This is a genomic window from Bradyrhizobium sp. AZCC 2262 (assembly GCF_036924535.1).
Lineage (GTDB): Bacteria > Pseudomonadota > Alphaproteobacteria > Rhizobiales > Xanthobacteraceae > Bradyrhizobium.
In genome coordinates this window covers 5511591-5527941 of sequence record NZ_JAZHRT010000001.1, presented here as the reverse complement: position 1 = coordinate 5527941, position 16351 = coordinate 5511591, and the positions used below count along the sequence as shown (strand labels likewise).

General features: G+C 62.7%; 20 protein-coding genes, 1 tRNA gene and 2 pseudogenes. 6 read left to right on the top strand and 17 right to left on the bottom strand.

Annotated features, from left to right (window positions below; translation table 11 throughout):
- Positions 1-110: 110 nt before the first annotated feature.
- From V1283_RS25960 to ygfZ, 4 genes are all read right to left on the bottom strand, one after another.
- Positions 111-617 (bottom strand): tyrosine phosphatase family protein, encoded by a 507-nt coding sequence (locus V1283_RS25960; protein ID WP_334389376.1) that lies wholly within the window; start codon positions 615-617, stop codon positions 111-113.
- Positions 618-710: 93 nt separating this feature from the next.
- Positions 711-1322 (bottom strand): HD family hydrolase, encoded by a 612-nt coding sequence (locus tag V1283_RS25955; RefSeq protein WP_334389375.1) that lies wholly within the window; start codon positions 1320-1322, stop codon positions 711-713.
- Positions 1323-1408: 86 nt separating this feature from the next.
- Positions 1409-2032, bottom strand: coding sequence for a DNA-3-methyladenine glycosylase I (locus tag V1283_RS25950; RefSeq protein ID WP_334389373.1), 624 nt, complete (start codon positions 2030-2032; stop codon positions 1409-1411).
- Complete coding sequence (ygfZ, locus tag V1283_RS25945) at positions 2029-2910, bottom strand: CAF17-like 4Fe-4S cluster assembly/insertion protein YgfZ (protein ID WP_334389372.1); 882 nt, start codon at positions 2908-2910, stop codon at positions 2029-2031. The genes V1283_RS25950 and ygfZ overlap by 4 nt, the downstream gene beginning before the upstream one ends.
- A gap of 162 nt (positions 2911-3072) precedes the next feature.
- Between ygfZ and V1283_RS25940 the strand changes: the two genes are divergently transcribed.
- On the top strand, positions 3073-4407 hold the full coding sequence (locus V1283_RS25940) for a dihydroorotase (protein ID WP_334389370.1): 1335 nt from the start codon (positions 3073-3075) through the stop codon (positions 4405-4407).
- A gap of 160 nt (positions 4408-4567) precedes the next feature.
- Here V1283_RS25940 and V1283_RS25935 read toward each other — a convergent pair whose 3' ends face one another.
- From V1283_RS25935 to V1283_RS25915, 5 genes are all read right to left on the bottom strand, one after another.
- Positions 4568-4834, bottom strand: a complete 267-nt coding sequence (locus tag V1283_RS25935) for a hypothetical protein (RefSeq protein ID WP_334389369.1) — start codon at positions 4832-4834, stop codon at positions 4568-4570.
- 152 nt (positions 4835-4986) lie between these two features.
- Positions 4987-5631 carry an HAD family hydrolase gene (locus tag V1283_RS25930; RefSeq protein ID WP_442895782.1) on the bottom strand — a complete coding sequence of 215 codons (645 nt, stop codon included), beginning with the start codon at positions 5629-5631 and terminating at the stop codon, positions 4987-4989.
- A 4-nt stretch (positions 5632-5635) separates the two neighbouring features.
- Positions 5636-6013, bottom strand: coding sequence for a TIGR02301 family protein (locus V1283_RS25925; RefSeq protein ID WP_334389368.1), 378 nt, complete (start codon positions 6011-6013; stop codon positions 5636-5638).
- 63 nt (positions 6014-6076) lie between these two features.
- On the bottom strand, positions 6077-6496 hold the full coding sequence (locus V1283_RS25920; RefSeq protein ID WP_334389367.1) for an NUDIX hydrolase: 420 nt from the start codon (positions 6494-6496) through the stop codon (positions 6077-6079).
- A gap of 93 nt (positions 6497-6589) precedes the next feature.
- Positions 6590-7102, bottom strand: a complete 513-nt coding sequence (locus tag V1283_RS25915) for a hypothetical protein (RefSeq protein WP_442895781.1) — start codon at positions 7100-7102, stop codon at positions 6590-6592.
- A gap of 62 nt (positions 7103-7164) precedes the next feature.
- Here V1283_RS25915 and V1283_RS25910 point away from each other — a divergent pair, with 62 nt between their 5' ends.
- A complete protein-coding gene (locus V1283_RS25910) occupies positions 7165-7932 on the top strand; it encodes an SOS response-associated peptidase (RefSeq protein ID WP_334389366.1) in 768 nt (255 codons plus the stop codon).
- Between the two features lie 109 nt (positions 7933-8041).
- Here the strand turns inward: V1283_RS25910 and V1283_RS25905 are convergent, their stop codons facing one another.
- Entirely contained in the window at positions 8042-8464 is a 423-nt protein-coding gene (locus tag V1283_RS25905; protein WP_334389365.1) for a Tautomerase enzyme, read from the bottom strand.
- Between the two features lie 143 nt (positions 8465-8607).
- Here V1283_RS25905 and V1283_RS25900 point away from each other — a divergent pair, with 143 nt between their 5' ends.
- On the top strand, positions 8608-9168 hold the full coding sequence (locus tag V1283_RS25900; RefSeq protein WP_334389364.1) for a TetR family transcriptional regulator: 561 nt from the start codon (positions 8608-8610) through the stop codon (positions 9166-9168).
- Positions 9169-9193: 25 nt separating this feature from the next.
- Here the strand turns inward: V1283_RS25900 and V1283_RS25895 are convergent, their stop codons facing one another.
- Genes V1283_RS25895 through V1283_RS25880 form a run of 4 tightly spaced genes read right to left on the bottom strand, consistent with a single transcriptional unit; the run spans position 9194 to position 12687 of the window.
- The gene (locus V1283_RS25895; protein ID WP_334389363.1) at positions 9194-9778 is read right to left on the bottom strand and encodes a GDP-mannose pyrophosphatase; all 585 of its coding nucleotides are present in this window, start codon (positions 9776-9778) and stop codon (positions 9194-9196) included.
- A 16-nt stretch (positions 9779-9794) separates the two neighbouring features.
- Entirely contained in the window at positions 9795-10256 is a 462-nt protein-coding gene (locus tag V1283_RS25890; RefSeq protein ID WP_334389362.1) for a GNAT family acetyltransferase, read from the bottom strand.
- On the bottom strand, positions 10253-11680 hold the full coding sequence (locus V1283_RS25885) for an FAD-binding oxidoreductase (protein ID WP_334389361.1): 1428 nt from the start codon (positions 11678-11680) through the stop codon (positions 10253-10255). Before V1283_RS25885 ends, V1283_RS25890 begins: the two co-directional genes overlap by 4 nt.
- 20 nt (positions 11681-11700) lie before the next feature.
- Positions 11701-12687 carry an L-threonylcarbamoyladenylate synthase gene (locus tag V1283_RS25880; protein ID WP_334389360.1) on the bottom strand — a complete coding sequence of 329 codons (987 nt, stop codon included), beginning with the start codon at positions 12685-12687 and terminating at the stop codon, positions 11701-11703.
- A 69-nt stretch (positions 12688-12756) separates the two neighbouring features.
- Here V1283_RS25880 and V1283_RS25875 point away from each other — a divergent pair.
- Positions 12757-12833, top strand: a tRNA-Pro gene (locus tag V1283_RS25875).
- A gap of 171 nt (positions 12834-13004) precedes the next feature.
- On the opposite strand, the pseudogene V1283_RS25870 reads toward V1283_RS25875, so the two are convergent.
- The 3 genes and pseudogenes from V1283_RS25870 to V1283_RS25860 form a co-directional block, all read right to left on the bottom strand.
- Positions 13005-13706, bottom strand: a pseudogene (locus V1283_RS25870) (tyrosine-type recombinase/integrase); the annotation flags it as partial.
- A 97-nt stretch (positions 13707-13803) separates the two neighbouring features.
- Positions 13804-14196, bottom strand: coding sequence for a hypothetical protein (locus V1283_RS25865; RefSeq protein ID WP_334389359.1), 393 nt, complete (start codon positions 14194-14196; stop codon positions 13804-13806).
- 128 nt (positions 14197-14324) lie between these two features.
- Positions 14325-15029: a hypothetical protein gene (locus V1283_RS25860; RefSeq protein ID WP_334389357.1), complete on the bottom strand. Its 705-nt coding sequence runs from the start codon at positions 15027-15029 to the stop codon at positions 14325-14327.
- A gap of 113 nt (positions 15030-15142) precedes the next feature.
- Between V1283_RS25860 and V1283_RS25855 the strand changes: the two genes are divergently transcribed.
- Both V1283_RS25855 and V1283_RS44790 read left to right on the top strand, forming a co-directional pair.
- Complete coding sequence (locus V1283_RS25855) at positions 15143-15670, top strand: hypothetical protein (protein ID WP_334389356.1); 528 nt, start codon at positions 15143-15145, stop codon at positions 15668-15670.
- 14 nt (positions 15671-15684) lie between these two features.
- Positions 15685-16155: pseudogene (locus tag V1283_RS44790) on the top strand (DEAD/DEAH box helicase); the annotation flags it as partial.
- Positions 16156-16351: the final 196 nt, after the last annotated feature.

Below are 16351 nucleotides of genomic sequence, written 5' to 3'. Positions count from 1 at the left end.
TGTGCGCCGTTGTCCGCTAAAAGTTCAAATCAAGCCCGCGAGCCAATGTCGCACGCTTCGCAGCAAAGGATATGGCATTTTCGTGCCATAACCTCAGCAGCTTACACGCGCTATTCCAGATCAAGCTGGAACGGCCGGCCTTCAACCATCATGCTGCCGGGCCCCATTTCGTCCAGCGCGCGCAGCATCCGGCCCTCGCGCCCCAGCGCCTTGTCGGCGAGGCTGACGATCAGCCGGTTGGGGGAAGCGATGGCGGAGCGGGCGCGAATTTGCCGCGCGATCTCGATCTCGTCGCGATGCGGATTGAGCGCGCAGGCGGCGGCAAAGGCGCTTGCGGTCGAGCGGCTGATGCCGGCATAGCAATGCACCACCATCGGCGCGCTGCGGTCCCAGTTGCGAACGAAGCTCAGCACCCTCTCGATATGCTGGTCCGACGGCGCGACAAAGCCGTCCATCTGCTCGGTGATGTCGTCCATCGATACTTTCAGATGGTTGGCCTCGAGCACCGAAGCCGGGCGCTGCACCTGATCGACATTGGCCATCACGGTGAGGATGTGACTGGCCCCGGTGGCCCTTACGGTCTCGGGAAGTGCGGCAAGCGAACAGACGTGAAGCATGATGATCCTTCGAAGCGTTTCCCTGGAAGGTCCTGTTTTGTCGCAATTATAGGCTTGCGGGTAGGGCGGTGAAAGCAGGTTTGCGCGGGGCAATCAACCGAGCAGCAGCTTGAATCGGGCCAAAAACTGCTTCTCGGCCCGGGCCGCGGTCCACGGCGTCAGATAATCGCGCACCGTGGCCTCGGGCAGGCCGGGGTCCCTGCCGAACAGGCGCTTCGCCTCTGCTTCCGAAAATCCGGCCAGATGGGTGGCTTCGAGATAGGCCGCGCCGCGATCGGCCGCCTTGATGGCCTTGGTGACTTCATCGGCGAGAATTGGCGGCAGGCCGAAGCGAATATGGATTGCCGCCAGCAGACGCTTCTCCACCACCTTGTAGTCGCCGCCGAGCACCGCCTTGAACGGCGAGATCATGTCGCCGATGACATATTCCGGCGCGTCGTGCAGCAGGGCTGCGAGCCGGAGGCGGGCGTCGACACGCGGCATCTGCTCGCGCATCACGGTTTCCACCAGCAGCGTGTGCTGCGCCACCGAGAAAATATGCGCGCCGCTGGTCTGTCCGTTCCAGCGCGCGACGCGCGCCAGCCCATGGGCGATGTCGGCGATCTCGATATCGAGCGGGGAGGGGTCGAGCAGGTCGAGCCGCCGCCCCGACAGCATCCGCTGCCAGGCGCGGTTGGCGATGCCAGACGTTTTGCGGGCCGTCATTTGATTCCAGAGCGGGATGAGGTCATCCCGCTCTGCCTTTGTCTGAGCAATGATCTTTTCGGAAAACCGGTTCCCACTTTTCCGGATCATGCTTTGAGGCGGGGCTTGCGAAGTTTGCCGCTGCAGTTCTCGTGGCAGAAGCAGGTGACCAGGTGGTCGTTGACCATGCCGGTGGCCTGCATGAAGGCGTAGACGATGGTCGGCCCGACGAATTTGAAGCCGCGCGCGCCGAGCTCCTTGGAAATCTTGATCGAGACCGGCGTCGAGGCCGGCACGCTGGCGGTGGTCTTGAACTGGTTGACCTTCGGCTTGCCGTCGACGAAATCCCAGAGAAACCGAGAGAAGCCAGGGCCTTCTTCCATGATCTTCAGATAGGACTTCGCACTGTTGACGGTGCCCTCGATCTTGGCGCGGTTGCGCACGATGCCGGCATCGTTCATCAGCGCATGGACTTTCTTTTCGTTGTAGCGCGCGATCTTCTCCGGCTGAAAGTCGTCGAAGGCTTTGCGGAAGTTTTCGCGCTTCCGCAAAATCGTGATCCACGACAGTCCGGCCTGAAAGCCGTCGAGGATCAGCTTTTCATAGAGCGCCCGGTCGTCATATTCCGGCACGCCCCACTCGGTGTCGTGATAGGCCATGTAGAACGGGTCTTCGCCCGGCCACGGGCACCGTGTTTTGCCATCGGGGTGCAGGCGCGCAGATCTGCTCATGCGACGGTCTGCTTCGGTGGGGTGCGAACGTCGTTCGGGTCGGTCAGCCGGATCGCAAGGCCGCCGGCCGTCAACGCCAGTCCCGCATCGAGCGCGTCCGCAACGCGGTCGATCCGGACCAGCGCGAGGCCGTGGCCGCCGGCGGTCGATCCCATGGTGCCGAGCTGCTTGTCGCCGCCGAGAACGGCGACGCCGGTCTCCGGCGAAAAGTCCTCGAGCGTGACGCGCACGATCCGCGTGCGCGCAGTGCCGCGATGCTGCATCCGCGACACCACTTCCTGACCGACATAGCAGCCCTTGTCGAAATCGACACCGTGCAGGCGGTCCATATTGGTCTCGTGCGGGAACGCGTCGCTGTACATGAAGTCGAGTCCGCCGCGCGGCACGCCCATAGCAATGCGATGGGCCTCGTAGGCGTCACTGTCGACGAGGTCGGCGCCGATCAGATCGGCCACCTTCTGCTTGAGATCTTCGGGCACGAGAATACGCCAGCCCAGCGCCTGATGCCGCGGATCGGCAAACGCCAGATCGGGCTTCATCGCGGGCTCGCCGTTCCATACCGCGAGCACGCCCATGCTGTCGGCGATATTCTCCACCGCGACCTTGGCGCGCAGCTTGTAGAAACCGAGCTTGTCGGCGAGGTTCTGCGCCAGCGCGCGGGGCGCGTCGATCAGGAAGCCGCCGCCATGGCTGGCCGGGGCTTCGGTGATCAGGAAATCGGCCGTGATCTTGCCCTGCGGCGTCAGCAGTGCGCCGAACCGGCCAAGGCCGGGCTGCAGCAGCGTGACGTCTGTGGTGACGAGGCCGTTGAGGAAGTTGCGGGCATCCTCGCCGCTGACCTTGACCACGCCCCGGTCCGGAAGAAACGCTGCTTTCATAAGCTAAATCGGCCTCTTTTGACGTGCTTTTGAAGTTGGCTTTCAAGTTCCTGGGGAAACGCCGGTGGCGGATATCCCATGCGAAGTTAAGGCGCTAAGGTGCCGCCAACAAGGCCTGCGTGATAGCCTTAAAGCGGGTGTCCAGGGACCTTTGAAGCTCCGATGAATCAACGATTTGATACCATTCTAAAATCCGGCACCGTGGTCAATCAGGACGGCGAGGGCGTCCGCGACATCGGCATTTCCAACGGTCGGATTGCCGCGATCGGCGGGCTCGGTCAGGCCTCCGCCGGCGAGACGATCGACTGCAAGGGCCTGCACATCCTGCCTGGCGTGATGGATACGCAGGTGCATTTCCGCGAGCCGGGCCAGACGCATAAGGAAGATCTTGAAACCGGATCGCGCAGCGCCGTGATGGGCGGGGTCACCGCCGTGTTCGAGATGCCGAACACCGATCCCTTGACCGTCACAGAGCAAACCTTCACCGACAAGATAAAACGCGGCCGTCATCGCATGCATTGCGATTTTGCTTTTTTCATCGGCGGCACCCGCGAGAACGTGGCTGATCTCCCCGAGCTGGAGCGCGCGCCGGGCTGCGCCGGGGTGAAAGTGTTCATCGGCTCCTCCACCGGCGCGCTATTGGTCGAGGACGACGAAAGCCTCCGACGAATTTTTCAGGTGATCCGCCGCCGCGCCGCCTTTCATGCCGAGGACGAATATCGCCTCAACGAGCGCAAGCCGCTCCGCATCGAGGGCGATCCGCGCTCGCATCCGGTGTGGCGGGACGAGACCGCGGCGCTGATGGCGACGCAGCGGCTGGTCAATCTCGCGCGCGAGACCGGAAAACGCATCCACGTCCTGCACATCTCGACCAAGCAGGAAATCGAATACTTGAGGGATCACAAGGACGTCGCGTCCTGCGAAGCGACGCCGCATCATCTGACGCTGGTCGCGCCCGAATGCTACGAGCGGCTCGGCACCCGCGCGCAGATGAACCCGCCGGTACGCTCGGCCGATCACCGTGACGGTATCTGGTACGGCATCGAGCAGGGCATCATCGACGTGCTCGGCTCCGACCACGCGCCGCATACGCTGGAGGAAAAGGCCAAGACTTATCCGGCCTCGCCCTCCGGCATGACCGGGGTGCAGACGCTGGTGCCGCTGATGCTGGATCACGTCAATGCCGGGCGGCTGTCGCTGGCGCGCTTTGTCGATCTCACCAGCGCCGGCCCCGCGCGGCTCTACAACATCGCCTGCAAGGGCCGCATCGCTGCCGGCTACGACGCCGATTTCACCATCGTCGATCTCAAGCGCAGCGAGACCATCACCAACCAATGGGTGGCCTCGCGCGCCGGCTGGACGCCCTATGACGGCGTTCGCGTCACCGGCTGGCCGGTCGGCACCTTCGTGCGCGGCAGGCGCGTGATGTGGCAGGGTGAGGTGATGACGCCTTCAACCGGCGAGCCGGTGCGGTTTCTAGAGACGCTGAAGGCGTAGCAGTTTCGGCTGTCGAGCGAAGGCAGGCGCCGCGCCAACTACAGTCGTCACCCGCGAAAGCGGGTGATCCAGTATCCCAGAGACGATAGCGATTGAATCGAGAGGCCGCGGCGTACTGGATCGCCGCCTTCGCGGGCGATGACAGTTTAGTTGAGGCTAGCTACTGCTTCGCCAATTTCAGCGAAAACTCGCCATTGCGGACGCGGGCAGGGACGCCCTCGACGAACTTTGCCACCGCGTCCTCGCCATAGGTCGAGACCAGCTCGGCCAGCGCGGTGAACAGGCTCGCCTGCGCGAGGCAGTCGCCATCGACGCCATCGTGCCGCGCTTCTGCCCACGCCTCGCTCAGGTAGCTCAGGGCAGTCTGCTTCTGATCGAGGTCAGGAAGCGGGTCGCGGGCGGTCGGGAAGGAGGCTGGGCGGCTCATGAAGCTCAACGAAATCTGTGCGCGAACCAGGGCGGAACGCATCCTAACGCGACAACCTGTAGCACGCGCGGCGGGCACGCCTAGACCACATCTTTAGGAAGGGTTAACAGCGCCGCCCGAATTTCGGGCGGCGACGGAAGTTCCCGCTCATATCAGGAAATGCAATCCAAAATGGCTGCCGGCGTCGCGCAAACATGGTGCGCGCCGGCGTCCAGCAGTTCGTCCCGGCTGCCGTAGCCATACAGCACGCCGATGCCCTTCATGCCGTTGTTCTTCGCGCCGACCATATCGTGGCTGCGGTCACCGATCATCAAAGTCTTGGCCGGATCGACCGCTGCTTGCTTCAGCGCGTATTCGAGGAGATGGGATTTGTCCACGCGGGTACCATCGAGTTCGGAACCGAACACGCGCTCGAAATGATCGCGCAGCCCGAAATGATCGATGATGCGCTCGGCGAACACATGCGGCTTGCTGGTGGCGACGAACAGCCGATGGCCGGAGGCGCAGAGTGACGTCAGCACCTCGCCGATGCCGTCGTAGACGCCGTTCTCATAGAGGCCGACATCGGAAAATCGCTCGCGATAATACGACACGGCGAGATCGGCCGACGTTTCCGCACCAAGCAGTCTGACGAAGCTGGCGCGCAGCGGCGGGCCGATGCACCAGGTCAGTTCGTCCTCGGTCGGCATGGTCGGATGATCGAGCTTTTGCAGCGCATACTGGATCGAGCGGGTGATGCCCGGCTTGGGGTCCGTCAGCGTTCCGTCGAGGTCGAAATAGATCGCGTCCAAATCCATCGTCCTAGTTCGCGTAGCGCGCGGTGAGATCGCGCGAAATCTTTGAGCCTTCTTCGATATATCTGCGGATCGCGACGGAGGCCGCGGGCGTGCAGGTCCGGTAGGTCTGCTGAAAGCCGTTATAGCCGCGGTTGAAGCCCGCGATCATGCGGGCGCGGCGGTCGCCGGACGGGGTTTCGGCGTCGATCAGCGCCTGCATTTCGTTGCGCCATTTCGCCCCTTCATTGGAACCGCAGATGCCGCGTAGATAGTGCAGGGTGCCGAGAATCTCGGCCAGCCGCTGCAGGTCGCCGTCAAACGGCGCGGCGGCATCCTGGGCCCGCACGGGGGCCACTTGGCATGCCGAAATGAGGATGAGGGCGGCGAGGGCGTGCTTGAGCATTTGAGGGCCGATATGCCCCCTCAATACGCCCGAGGCAAGGTGTGAGGGCCCTCGAAGGCCCGCCTAGACCAGCTTTCGGGCGGCCTCGATTACCTCCAGGAGGCCGCCGGTTACCTTGAGGTCGCCGAGCCCATCCGGCGCCAGCCATTTGAAATCGTCGTGCTCATCGTTCAGAACCGGGTCCCTGGCGCTCCAACGCGCCGCGAACGACATGATCAGGTAGTGTCCGCCGCCGCCGGCCCCGGGCAGCACCTCGCGCCAGCCGGCCAGGCCCAGAATCTCGATTCTTAAGCCGGTTTCCTCGTCCACCTCGCGATGGAGCGCGGTGTGCAGGGACTCGCCGAATTCGACCCGGCCGCCGGGGAACGAGTAGAATCCCTTGCCCGGCGAGCGGGCGCGGCGGACCAGCAGGACCTTGCCGTCGCGGAAGATCGCGCCGCTGACGGCGAGCTGGGGGCGGGTCGGCTGGACAGGGGAAGCCAAGGGGGTGATCCGGTACGCAGGAAACTTGCTGTAATCATGCCCGATTGGTTCGCGCAGGTCTAATGCGGCGGGCCTGAGCGAAGCGTGGAACGGCTAGTTCGACATGACCGCTTCGACGTCGGTCGCGGCGTTGCCGTTGATGACGCCACCGGCCAGCGCCACCAGCGGCTTGACCCAGGCGGTGGCCTGCTCGGCCAGCGTGGCGCGGGTCTTGTCCTGTTGGGCTTCGCGCATGGCGTTGCCAACCGCGGTCAGGATCGAGGTCATGGAAGCCGTGAGATTGTCGAAGTCGGCACGGATCTTGGGGTCGGCGCTTTCATAGGCCTCGATCGCGAGGTCGCGGGCCTTGAAGTTGGAGGCCCAGAAATGTTCGGCGTAGGACAGCGGAGTCCAGGTCAGGAAATCCTCTGCGCATTCCGGCATGTCCGGAACCATTTCGAGCAGCATGACGGCTTCGTTGAAATGATTCAGGTAGTCGGTGGCGAGCCCGGTGCGGGGATTGATGTTGGCGGCGCGCAATTGTTCCGCGCGGGCCTGGTCTATAAGGCTCGTCGGTGGCGGCATCGGGCGATCGGATCGCACTTCTGTGGTGGCCATTGAGATCATCCGTTCCACTGTTAACATCTGGGGTTAACACTCGTTAAACGGAGGCTTATCTTGGTCAGATAATGTGCGGACGTTTTGTAATTACCTCACCACCCGAGGCACTCCGGCAGATCTTCGGCTATATCGAGCAGCCCAATTTCCCGCCGCGGTATAATATCGCGCCTACTCAACCCGTTCCGGTTGTCATCCTCGAAAATGGCGGCCGCCATTTTCGACTGATGCGCTGGGGACTGATTCCGTCGTGGGTGAAGGAGCCCCGTAAATTTGCGCTGTTGATCAACGCGCGCTCCGAGACGGTTCTCGACAAGCCAGCCTTCAAAAACGCCATCAAGCGGCGACGCTGCCTGATTCCGGCGGATGGCTATTACGAATGGCAGGAGGCGAGCGGCCGCAAGCGGCCGTTTTTCATCCATCGCCGCGATGGCCAGCCGGTCGGCTTTGCCGCGCTCGCGGAAACCTGGATGGGGCCGAACGGCGAGGAGACCGACAGCGTCGCCATCGTCACCGCGCCGGCCAGCCGCGATCTCGCAGCGCTGCATCATCGGGTGCCCGTGACGATCGCGCCTGAGGAATTCGAGCGTTGGCTCGATGGCCGGACCAACGATGCCGACGACGTCATGGCGCTGCTGCGCGGGCCGAATGAGGGCGAGTTCGCCTGGCGCGAGATTTCCACGCGCGTCAACCGCGTCGTTAATGACGACGCGCAGCTAGTGCTGCCGATCACCGACGAGGAGCGGGCGGCGGAGGAGCCGAAGTCTGCGAAGAGGGCCGCGCCGCGCAAGGCCGCTTCGGCAGCTCCGGAAGATGACAATCAAGGCTCGTTGTTCTAGCGGCGTGCGCATCGGGTGAACGACGCGAGATCATTTCCGCCACGTGCCGCGCCGATCACGCCGCACGTGGCGGCGTGATGTGTCGTGGCATGTTCGGGTGTGCAAGCGGTCACGCTGCGGCGGCAGCGACGGCCGAACCGAGTTCGGCGTTGCTGTAGGCCTTGCCGCCGATGCCCCACGCGCCTTCGACCGCATAACTGACGCTTGAATAGATGTTCTCGCGCTTGATGCTTCCCGCGGTCGCCTGCTCGATGATCGCGGTGCCTTCCGAAATCCAGGCGTCCTTCAGCTCCTGAGTGGGGAGGACGAAGGAGGGCACTTTCAGCTCGAAGATTGCGATCGCGGTCGGCTTGCCGCCGGAGAAGGTGCGGCCCTTTGGAGCCACCGTGACTTCGCCGATGACGTTCGGCGTCATGAAGGTGTTGCCAGTGAGGCCATGGAGACGGAGCAGGAGCTCCGTCAGTTTGCGGAACGCTTCGGCCTCCGCGCTCGGGGTCAGGACGCCTTCGGGAACGATGATCTGGATCGGCATGAGAATCTCCAACATGTGGCTGCCCGCCGCCCGTTGCGGCCGGCCCGGCAATCGTTAATAACGATCGTTATCTAGAAAACATAACGATCGTTATGTTGTCAACAATAATATAACGATCGTTATTAGAAAGGAGGCGCTGGCTGATGGCGCGACCAAGAAACAGTGACGGCGATGCCCGGCAGCGGCTGGTCGAGGCCGCGGGGCGCGGCTTCCGCACCGGCGGGTTCGGCGGAGCCGGCGTCGATAGCCTCGCCAAGGGGGCCGGACTGACATCGGGCGCTTTCTACGCCCATTTCGATTCCAAGGCCGAGGCGTTCAGGCAGGTGGTCGCCGAGGGTCTTGCGATGCTGCGCAATGGCGTCCTTGCGTTCCAGGAAAAGCATGGCCGCAACTGGCGCGATCCTTTCATCGATTTCTATCTCGGCGAACGCATGCAGGTTGGCCTCGACGAGGCCTGTGGCCTGCCAAGCTTCTCCCAGGATGTCGCGCGGGCCGACGACGCTACGCGGGCCGTTTATGAGGCGGAGCTCGAAGCGCTCGTGGCGGCGCTGGCGGGTGGATTCCGTGGCGCCAACGCGCGCGAGCGTGCGTTGGCCTTGCTCGCCGTCCTGTCGGGTGCAGCCGCGATGGCGCGCGCCGTGAAGGATGATCGTGCCCGGCGCGACATCCTCGCTGCCGCCAATGCGGCGGCCAAGGCGATCTAGATCTGTGGGCCTCGGCGACAATCATCTACTTCCCGAAGATGTTCAGCGCGGCGTATTGCAGCAGCATGATGGTCTTGGCGTCGGCGATGCGGCCGTCCGATATCATCGCGAGCGCAGAATCGGCCGGCAACTCCAGCACCTCGATGTCCTCGCCTTCCTCGGCGAGGCCGCCGCCATTGCCGACGCGCATCGCCGCTTCATACTCGGCGACGAAGAAGTGCAATTTTTCAGTAACCGAGCCCGGGCTCATGAAAGCCTCGAACACCTTGCGCACATCGCCTAATCGATAGCCGATTTCCTCTTCCGCCTCCGCGCGAATCCGCTTCTCGGGAGTTTCATTGTCGAGCATGCCGGCGGCGGCCTCGATCATGAGGTCATCGTGACCGGCGAGATAGGCCGGCAGGCGGAACTGGCGCGTCAGCACGACGGTGCGGCTTGCAAGATTGTATGGCAACAGCGTCGCGGCATGGCCACGGTCGAAAACTTCCCGTTTCTGTGCCTGCCATTCGCCGTCGCCGCGGCGATAGTCGAACTCGACTTCGTTCAACCGATAATGCCGGTCGGAGAGCACATGAACGTTCTTGACGCGGACACGATCGGAGATGGTCATCGAATTCCTTTCGCCGTCACGGCGTCGGCTCGCGGCCGTCGAGCCATTTGGCGAAAACAATCGTCTGGGCTTCGGAGTAGCCGATTGTTTGGTAGAATGCTCCCGCCCTGGCGTTGTCGCGTCGAACCAGCAATTGCAATTTGGCGATGCCGGCCCCGCGCAGCCAGTCTTCCGCCGCGCTCATGATGGCGCGGCCATAGCCCTTGGCGCGGCGATCGGGATCGGTGGCGACGTAATAGACCCAGCCGCGATGGCCGTCATGGCCGACCATCACGGTCGCGACGATCGCATCACCGTCGCGGCCGATCAGGATCGTTGAATTCGGCCCGCGCCGGGCGAGCGCAATGTCGGCTGTCGGATCGTTCCACGGCCGCGTCAGGCCGCAGGCCTGCCATAGCGCAATCACCGCAGCCACGTCCGCATCCGCGACGTCGGCGATGGCGAGTGCCGGATTTGGCTTCGCAGCGGATACCGTCATAGCACCTTGCCCGGGTTCATGATGCCGAGCGGATCGAGCATCGCCTTGATGCCGCGCATCAGCTCGATCGCGACCTTGTCCTTGACGTCGGGCAGTTCGTCGCGCTTGAGCACGCCGATGCCGTGCTCGGCGGAAATCGATCCGCCCATCCGCAGCACGATCGCGAACACCACCTCGTTCACCTCGTGCCAGCGCGACATGAAGTCGGCGGTGTTGCCGCCGATCGGCTGGCTGACATTGTAGTGGATGTTGCCGTCGCCGAGATGGCCGAACGGCACCGGCCGCGAGCCCGGAATGAGTTTTACCACCGCGGCATTGGCTTCCTCGATGAAGGCGGGCACGGCGGCGACCGGCACCGAGATGTCGTGCTTGATCGAGCCGCCTTCCGGCTTCTGCGCCGCCGACATCTCGTCGCGCAGCTTCCAGAACCCGGCGCGCTGGGAGAGATTCGCCGCGATCACGGCGTCGTCGACGATACCTTCCTCCATGCCCTTGGCGAGGATCGCTTCCAGCGCATCACGGGCGTCGTCGCGCGACGACGATAATTCCATCAGCACGTACCAGGGATGCTTGCTCTCCAGGGGATCGCGGATGTCGATGCCGTGACGCAGGCTGAAATCGACCGCGATGTCGGCCAGCAGTTCGAAGCTGGTGAGGCTGCCGGCCGCCTCGTTCTGCGAGATCGACAGCAGCTTCAGCGCCTCTACGGGCGATTTGAGGCCGACATAGGCGGTCTCCACCGCACGCGGCTTCGGAAACAGTTTTAGCGTCGCCGCGGTGATGATGCCGAGCGTGCCCTCGGCGCCGATGAAGAGGTTGCGCAAATCGTAGCCGGTGTTGTCCTTCTTCAGCTTCGAGAGCCCGTTCAGGATCCGGCCGTCGGCCAGCACCACTTCCAGCCCGAGCGCCATCTCGCGCGCCACGCCATACGCCAGGGCAGCGGTGCCGCCGGCATTGGTGGAGAGATTGCCGCCGATGGTGCAGCTTCCTTCCGCGCCGAGCGACAGCGGGAACAGCCGATCGACTTCCGCCGCGCGAGCTTGCGCGATCTGCAGCACCACGCCGGCCTCGCACGTCATGGTGTTGGAGGCCGGATCGATCTCGCGGATCTTGTCGAGCCGCCGCAGCGAGACGACCACCTCGCCATGATGCGGGGTCTGGCCGCCGACTAGGCCGGTATTGCCGCCCTGCGGCACCAGCGCGATTTTGTGTTCGCTGGCGAGCTTGCAGATCGCGGACACTTCGGCCGTCGAGCCCGGCCGCAACACCAATGGCGAGCGGCCGTGGAACAGGTCGCGTTCCTCGGTGACGTAGGGCGCGATATCGGCCGCATCGGTCACCGCATATTTGTCGCCGACGATGGCGCGAAACTTTGCGATCAGCTCGGGCGGAAGCGGGGGCACGGCGCCTTGAACGATATTCATCGTCGTCTTCTCTTTTTCTTTCATTCTCGCCCGACTGCCGCGCGGCGCAGCCGGTCGTTGATGGCTTCGCCCAATCCCTCGTTCGGAATCGGCATCACCGCGATGGTGCGCACGCCCTTGCTGTCGAGCGCACGAAGATGGCCGAACAGGTTGGCGGCGGCCTCGTCGAGATCGCTGCGCTCCGACAGATTCATCACGACGGGGGCGGCGTCAATTCCCGAAATTGCTCCGAGGCCGAACGCGAGCAATGCTTCGCCGGGCTCCAGCCGCTGCGCGTTGAGGCGCACACGCGCGCGCGGCGCGTAATGGGACGCCAGCATGCCCGGCGCCAGCGGTTGGTCGCTGTCGGCATCCGCCGGCGGCTGCACCAGCGCGCGGCCCAGCACGCGCTCGATCTCCGCGCGCGGCAGGCCGCCGGGGCGCAACAGCATCGGCGCATCGAAGCAGCCGACGATCGTGGATTCGACGCCGACGGCGACCGGCCCGCCATCGACGATCAGGTCGATCCGCCCCGCAAGGTCGCTCTGCACATGGGCGGCGGTGGTCGGCGAGACATGGCCCGAGATGTTTGCCGATGGCGCGACCACCGGGCCGCCGAACACACGCAGGATGTCGCGCGCCACCGGGTGGGCCGGAATCCGGATCGCGACGGTATCGAGGCCTGCGGTGGCGAGGTCGGCGACCGCGCAGCCTTGCGTTTTCGGCAGCACCAGCGTCAGCGGGCCCGGCCAGAATGCCTCGGCCAGCGCGATCGCAGCGGCGTCAAAACGCGCGATTCCGCGCGCGGCGGCGAGTTCGCCGACATGGGCGATCAGGGGATTGAAGGCCGGCCGGCCCTTGGCCTGGTAGAGGTGGGCGATCGCGGCCGGGTTGGTGGCATCGGCGCCGAGGCCATAGACGGTCTCGGTCGGGAATGCGACCAGCCCGCCTTCCGCCAGAATACGCGCAGCCGCCGCCACGGCGGCGTCGCTGGCGTGCAAAATCCGGGTTTTCTGGCCAACATTCACTGTGATTAATTTCCTTAATCCGGCTGCTTGCGGTCGCCGAAACCCAAGGCTATAAGCCGCCTTCCAAGTCGGAGTGTGGCTCAGCCCGGTAGAGCACTGCGTTCGGGACGCAGGGGTCGCAGGTTCGAATCCTGCCACTCCGACCAGAAATCATTAGGTTTTTCCTTCTGATCGCTGGTCCTTCCCGAGTCAACCACCGTTTCAACCACCGAAACGTACCGGCCTTTTCGGCCAATGGCCGTTGCCGCCCCTTGCAGAAAGTCGGGGTGGTGGTGCCCATAGGTATCCTGCAGGACCTCCGGCGACATGCCTAGGAACCCTGCCGCCTCCCAGATCGGCACCCCGCGCTGCATGAGCCACGTGGCGGCGGTATGGCGTAGCGTGTGGGGCGTCACCTTCCCCGGCAGGCCGGCAAGCCCCACGGCCGTCTTGAAGCCCTTCTTCACCGAGGCGACCGGCCTGCCGTTGAATTCGACGAAGCACTCCGCGATCAGCTTACGGTTCCACCAGCGCCGAAGGTGGGCGAGCAGCCGGGGCGGTATCGGCGCCGGCGTCTGCCGTTTCTTTGTTGTGCGCTTGCCAATGGCCTTCCGATAGAAGATGCCGCGTTCCAGATCCACGTAAGACCGGCCTGAGACGGCATACGGCGACGCCGTCGCTATCGCGCCGGCCCGAGTGCCCGTGTACAGGCCGATCAAAATAAACCGAGCGATATGGCGCAGAGGTCTGCGGCTCGTGGCGACTGGTGCGCCCTTTGACGTCCCCGAGTGTATTGTCTGCTTCTCACGGTGCCGCCAGCAGTGCCAAAGCAACGCGGCAGCCTCTCTGCGAGTCAGCCACCGATCGCGCGCCTCACCCTTGGCAGGTAGCGATACGCGTACCACGCCGCGGTGGAAGCCTTCCTTCGCGTGGTGATTGATCGCGGCGCGTAACGTTTCAAGATCGCGGCGTGCGCCGCCTCTGCTACCACGATGTTTGGCATATCCCGCGCAGGACTGCGCGTTGACCTGCGCGAGCATTTTGCCGCCCCAGTACTCGTTCAGACGTTCAATCCGAGGCTCAATCTCCTGTTGTTCACCAGGCTCGCCGATGTCCGTCAGATAGATTGACAGCACATCAGCGCAGTCGATGTCCTCTATGTCCCGTCTGCTTCGCTCGGGTTGGTACTTGCGTGCGATGTAGGCCGCAGATGTTCTTTGTGTTGGCTCCAATGACCCGATCTGCCAGCACAAAGGTTTTGAGGCCGGGGCGCCAACCTGTCGCGGCCGCATAAGTAAACCGTGTTTCTGGAGCCGATGCGGCCGCCGCTTCGACGGTCGATTTGCTCAGCAGGGATGGATGAGCGTTTCTGTTGCGCAGTTGGTCACGGAGCGACCTCCATTTGTCGGCTTCGGCGGGGCGTAACTCCACAGTTCCCTCGCCCTTATCCTCTCGCGTGAAAGCATATCGTTGAAAGAACTGTCCGTCGGACAGATCTTCAATCAAAGCGGTCTTCTTCAAAACTGGCAAATGAGTCTCCTGGGCTGAGCCTGCACACAATGCACGGCCGATTTCGAAGGCCCGAAACTAGTCATTTGACTGAAGAAGAGTAATAAGCCGGAGGTTTGCTGGTCTAGGCCAGTAGTTTGTCGGCCTACTTAGTCGATCAGCTTTGGAGGTCTGTACCGTTTTAGAATGGCGGTTTGTGCAGAATCAAGCTCCAGGAGCTCGACGTCAACTTGGGCCACATTGGGCGGGAATTTGAGAAATCGGAAACGAGATCGGCTCCTCTTGTCCAAGCGAGAAATCAGTCTTGTTTGACAAAAGCGAGCTAACTCGAAGAATTCCATGACTTTGCTTTTCTTTGCCAAAAACTGCTCGACTCTATTGATCGTCGATTTGAGATCCGGGGAGAGGCGGGTGATGAATTCGTATTTGGATTGCATCGCGGACCAAACGAACGGTCCTGATATTGCGTAGTTCACCCAGCTGACCTTCAATGTAGAACGAGATCGTATGTACGCGTCCCGGTCGCTCTCAATAACGTCATCTGGTACAAAACCTCCCTGCTCAATGAAATGTAGTGCCTTCAGCAAGGAAGGCTTTTGCTCAATCGGGCAGATCATGAAGAATTCGATCAACTCGCTTATGTTGGCGAGTTCATTGAACGCAGATTCAAACTCCATACTGAACGTGTCTCCCAAAGGAAACTTTAGTAGGGTTTTTGCAAACGCGGCCTGCGCAAAGTAAGGATTCGCTTGAACAAGACTCGCGCGGCGTGTTTTTGGAAGATGGATAAAGTAATTTGCCGCACCAATAATCTGCGCTGTTCGAATGGTTTGAGGCCTCGTCGGAAACAACATCCACGTGACGAATGGGAAAGCAGCACGTTAATGAAGAGCTGTTGCAGCACTTCCCTATTGTTGCAGGGGTGTATGCTGGGCCACTAGCGGCACGAATGCTTCGGCTTGTTTCGGTGACCGATCACTACTCACCACTTTGGGAACGCAACTTCGCCGTCGATATGCGACACGATGGCTGGACTTGTGAAGATTCGCGCTTGGTCTACGACCACGAACTAGCTTGGTCGGATCTTCCCGCGTTTTGGGAGCGTCGCTGCGCCTTGCGGAGTGATTTCGCCCGACGACAGGCCCTGCTGGAGGTCGACGTGCTGGTAGCGCAGGCGTTCGATCTTACGCTCGACGAACTGCTGGTAATCTATCGAGTTCAATTCGCGGTAATGCGTCAATATGAAAATGCCGATGAATATGACGCCACGGGCCGGCGTCTCCCCAATACCGTGCGGAAGGACCCGGGGGCGAAGGAGTTGCGCGACGCCCGAAAAACGCATGATGGAACGAGCCCGCTCACCATATCCTGGAAAGTTGACAACGGCCTTGCCACCGTCACCAAGACCTTCCATCCGCCCTTTACAAAGGTCCATCGGGAGGAAGACTACCGCCGTGCCTGGGCAAGCTTCACTGCCCGCTTCAACGCCCACTGAGAGAGGCCGGCCCTATGCTCCCCGCCACGCTCGCGCAGGACGTCAAGCGCCAGATCCGACACTATCTGGAAGCCACCTTCAATTTCCGACGCCGCGACGAGGAGACCGCACTCAGCGCCTTCATCAATGACCCCGAAAACGGGTTGTTCAAAGGGCCGTGGGTGCAGCTACGGCGCCCATACCGGCCAGCGCACGAAAGCTATGATCCGGCGGAGCACTTCGATATCCGGCCTGATTTCCATCCTTTCCGCCATCAGTGGCAGGCGTGGAAGCGCCTGTCCTCCAAGGGACACGATCCGGAAAGCACGATCGTCACGACAGGCACCGGCTCAGGCAAGACCGAGTGCTTCCTGTTCCCCCTGCTCGACCACTGCCTTCGTTCGGTCAAGCGGGGTGAGAAGGGCGTCAAGGCCATCATCCTCTACCCGATGAATGCGCTGGCGGCCGACCAGGCCGGACGATTCGCTAACGAAGCTTTTTCGCGGCCAGAGTTGCACATCGGCACTGGAAACGATCGCAAAGCGCTGGTTAGGATCGGGCTCTATACCGGGCGCAGCGGGTCCGGCGAAAGCGGCGGGGAGGACTCAACCGCGATCAAGGCGATGCGAGCTGAGGGCGATGCTTGCTTTCACATCACCGACCATGACGCCATGCAGGAGGATCCGCCGGACATCCTGCTGA

Coding starts and splice junctions, on each gene's coding strand:
- ygfZ (WP_334389372.1), bottom strand. CDS start 2,910: ATGAAAGCAGCGTTTCTTCCGGACCGGGGCGTGGTCAAGGTCAGCGGC.
- V1283_RS25860 (WP_334389357.1), bottom strand. CDS start 15,029: ATGTTGTTTCCGACGAGGCCTCAAACCATTCGAACAGCGCAGATTATT.
- V1283_RS25955 (WP_334389375.1), bottom strand. CDS start 1,322: ATGACGGCCCGCAAAACGTCTGGCATCGCCAACCGCGCCTGGCAGCGG.
- V1283_RS25905 (WP_334389365.1), bottom strand. CDS start 8,464: ATGCCGATCCAGATCATCGTTCCCGAAGGCGTCCTGACCCCGAGCGCG.
- V1283_RS25925 (WP_334389368.1), bottom strand. CDS start 6,013: ATGCTCAAGCACGCCCTCGCCGCCCTCATCCTCATTTCGGCATGCCAA.
- V1283_RS25950 (WP_334389373.1), bottom strand. CDS start 2,032: ATGAGCAGATCTGCGCGCCTGCACCCCGATGGCAAAACACGGTGCCCG.
- V1283_RS25940 (WP_334389370.1), top strand. CDS start 3,073: ATGAATCAACGATTTGATACCATTCTAAAATCCGGCACCGTGGTCAAT.
- V1283_RS25930 (WP_442895782.1), bottom strand. CDS start 5,631: ATGGATTTGGACGCGATCTATTTCGACCTCGACGGAACGCTGACGGAC.
- V1283_RS25915 (WP_442895781.1), bottom strand. CDS start 7,102: ATGATCTCAATGGCCACCACAGAAGTGCGATCCGATCGCCCGATGCCG.
- V1283_RS25910 (WP_334389366.1), top strand. CDS start 7,165: ATGTGCGGACGTTTTGTAATTACCTCACCACCCGAGGCACTCCGGCAG.
- V1283_RS25935 (WP_334389369.1), bottom strand. CDS start 4,834: ATGAGCCGCCCAGCCTCCTTCCCGACCGCCCGCGACCCGCTTCCTGAC.
- V1283_RS25900 (WP_334389364.1), top strand. CDS start 8,608: ATGGCGCGACCAAGAAACAGTGACGGCGATGCCCGGCAGCGGCTGGTC.
- V1283_RS25890 (WP_334389362.1), bottom strand. CDS start 10,256: ATGACGGTATCCGCTGCGAAGCCAAATCCGGCACTCGCCATCGCCGAC.
- V1283_RS25895 (WP_334389363.1), bottom strand. CDS start 9,778: ATGACCATCTCCGATCGTGTCCGCGTCAAGAACGTTCATGTGCTCTCC.
- V1283_RS25885 (WP_334389361.1), bottom strand. CDS start 11,680: ATGAATATCGTTCAAGGCGCCGTGCCCCCGCTTCCGCCCGAGCTGATC.
- V1283_RS25960 (WP_334389376.1), bottom strand. CDS start 617: ATGCTTCACGTCTGTTCGCTTGCCGCACTTCCCGAGACCGTAAGGGCC.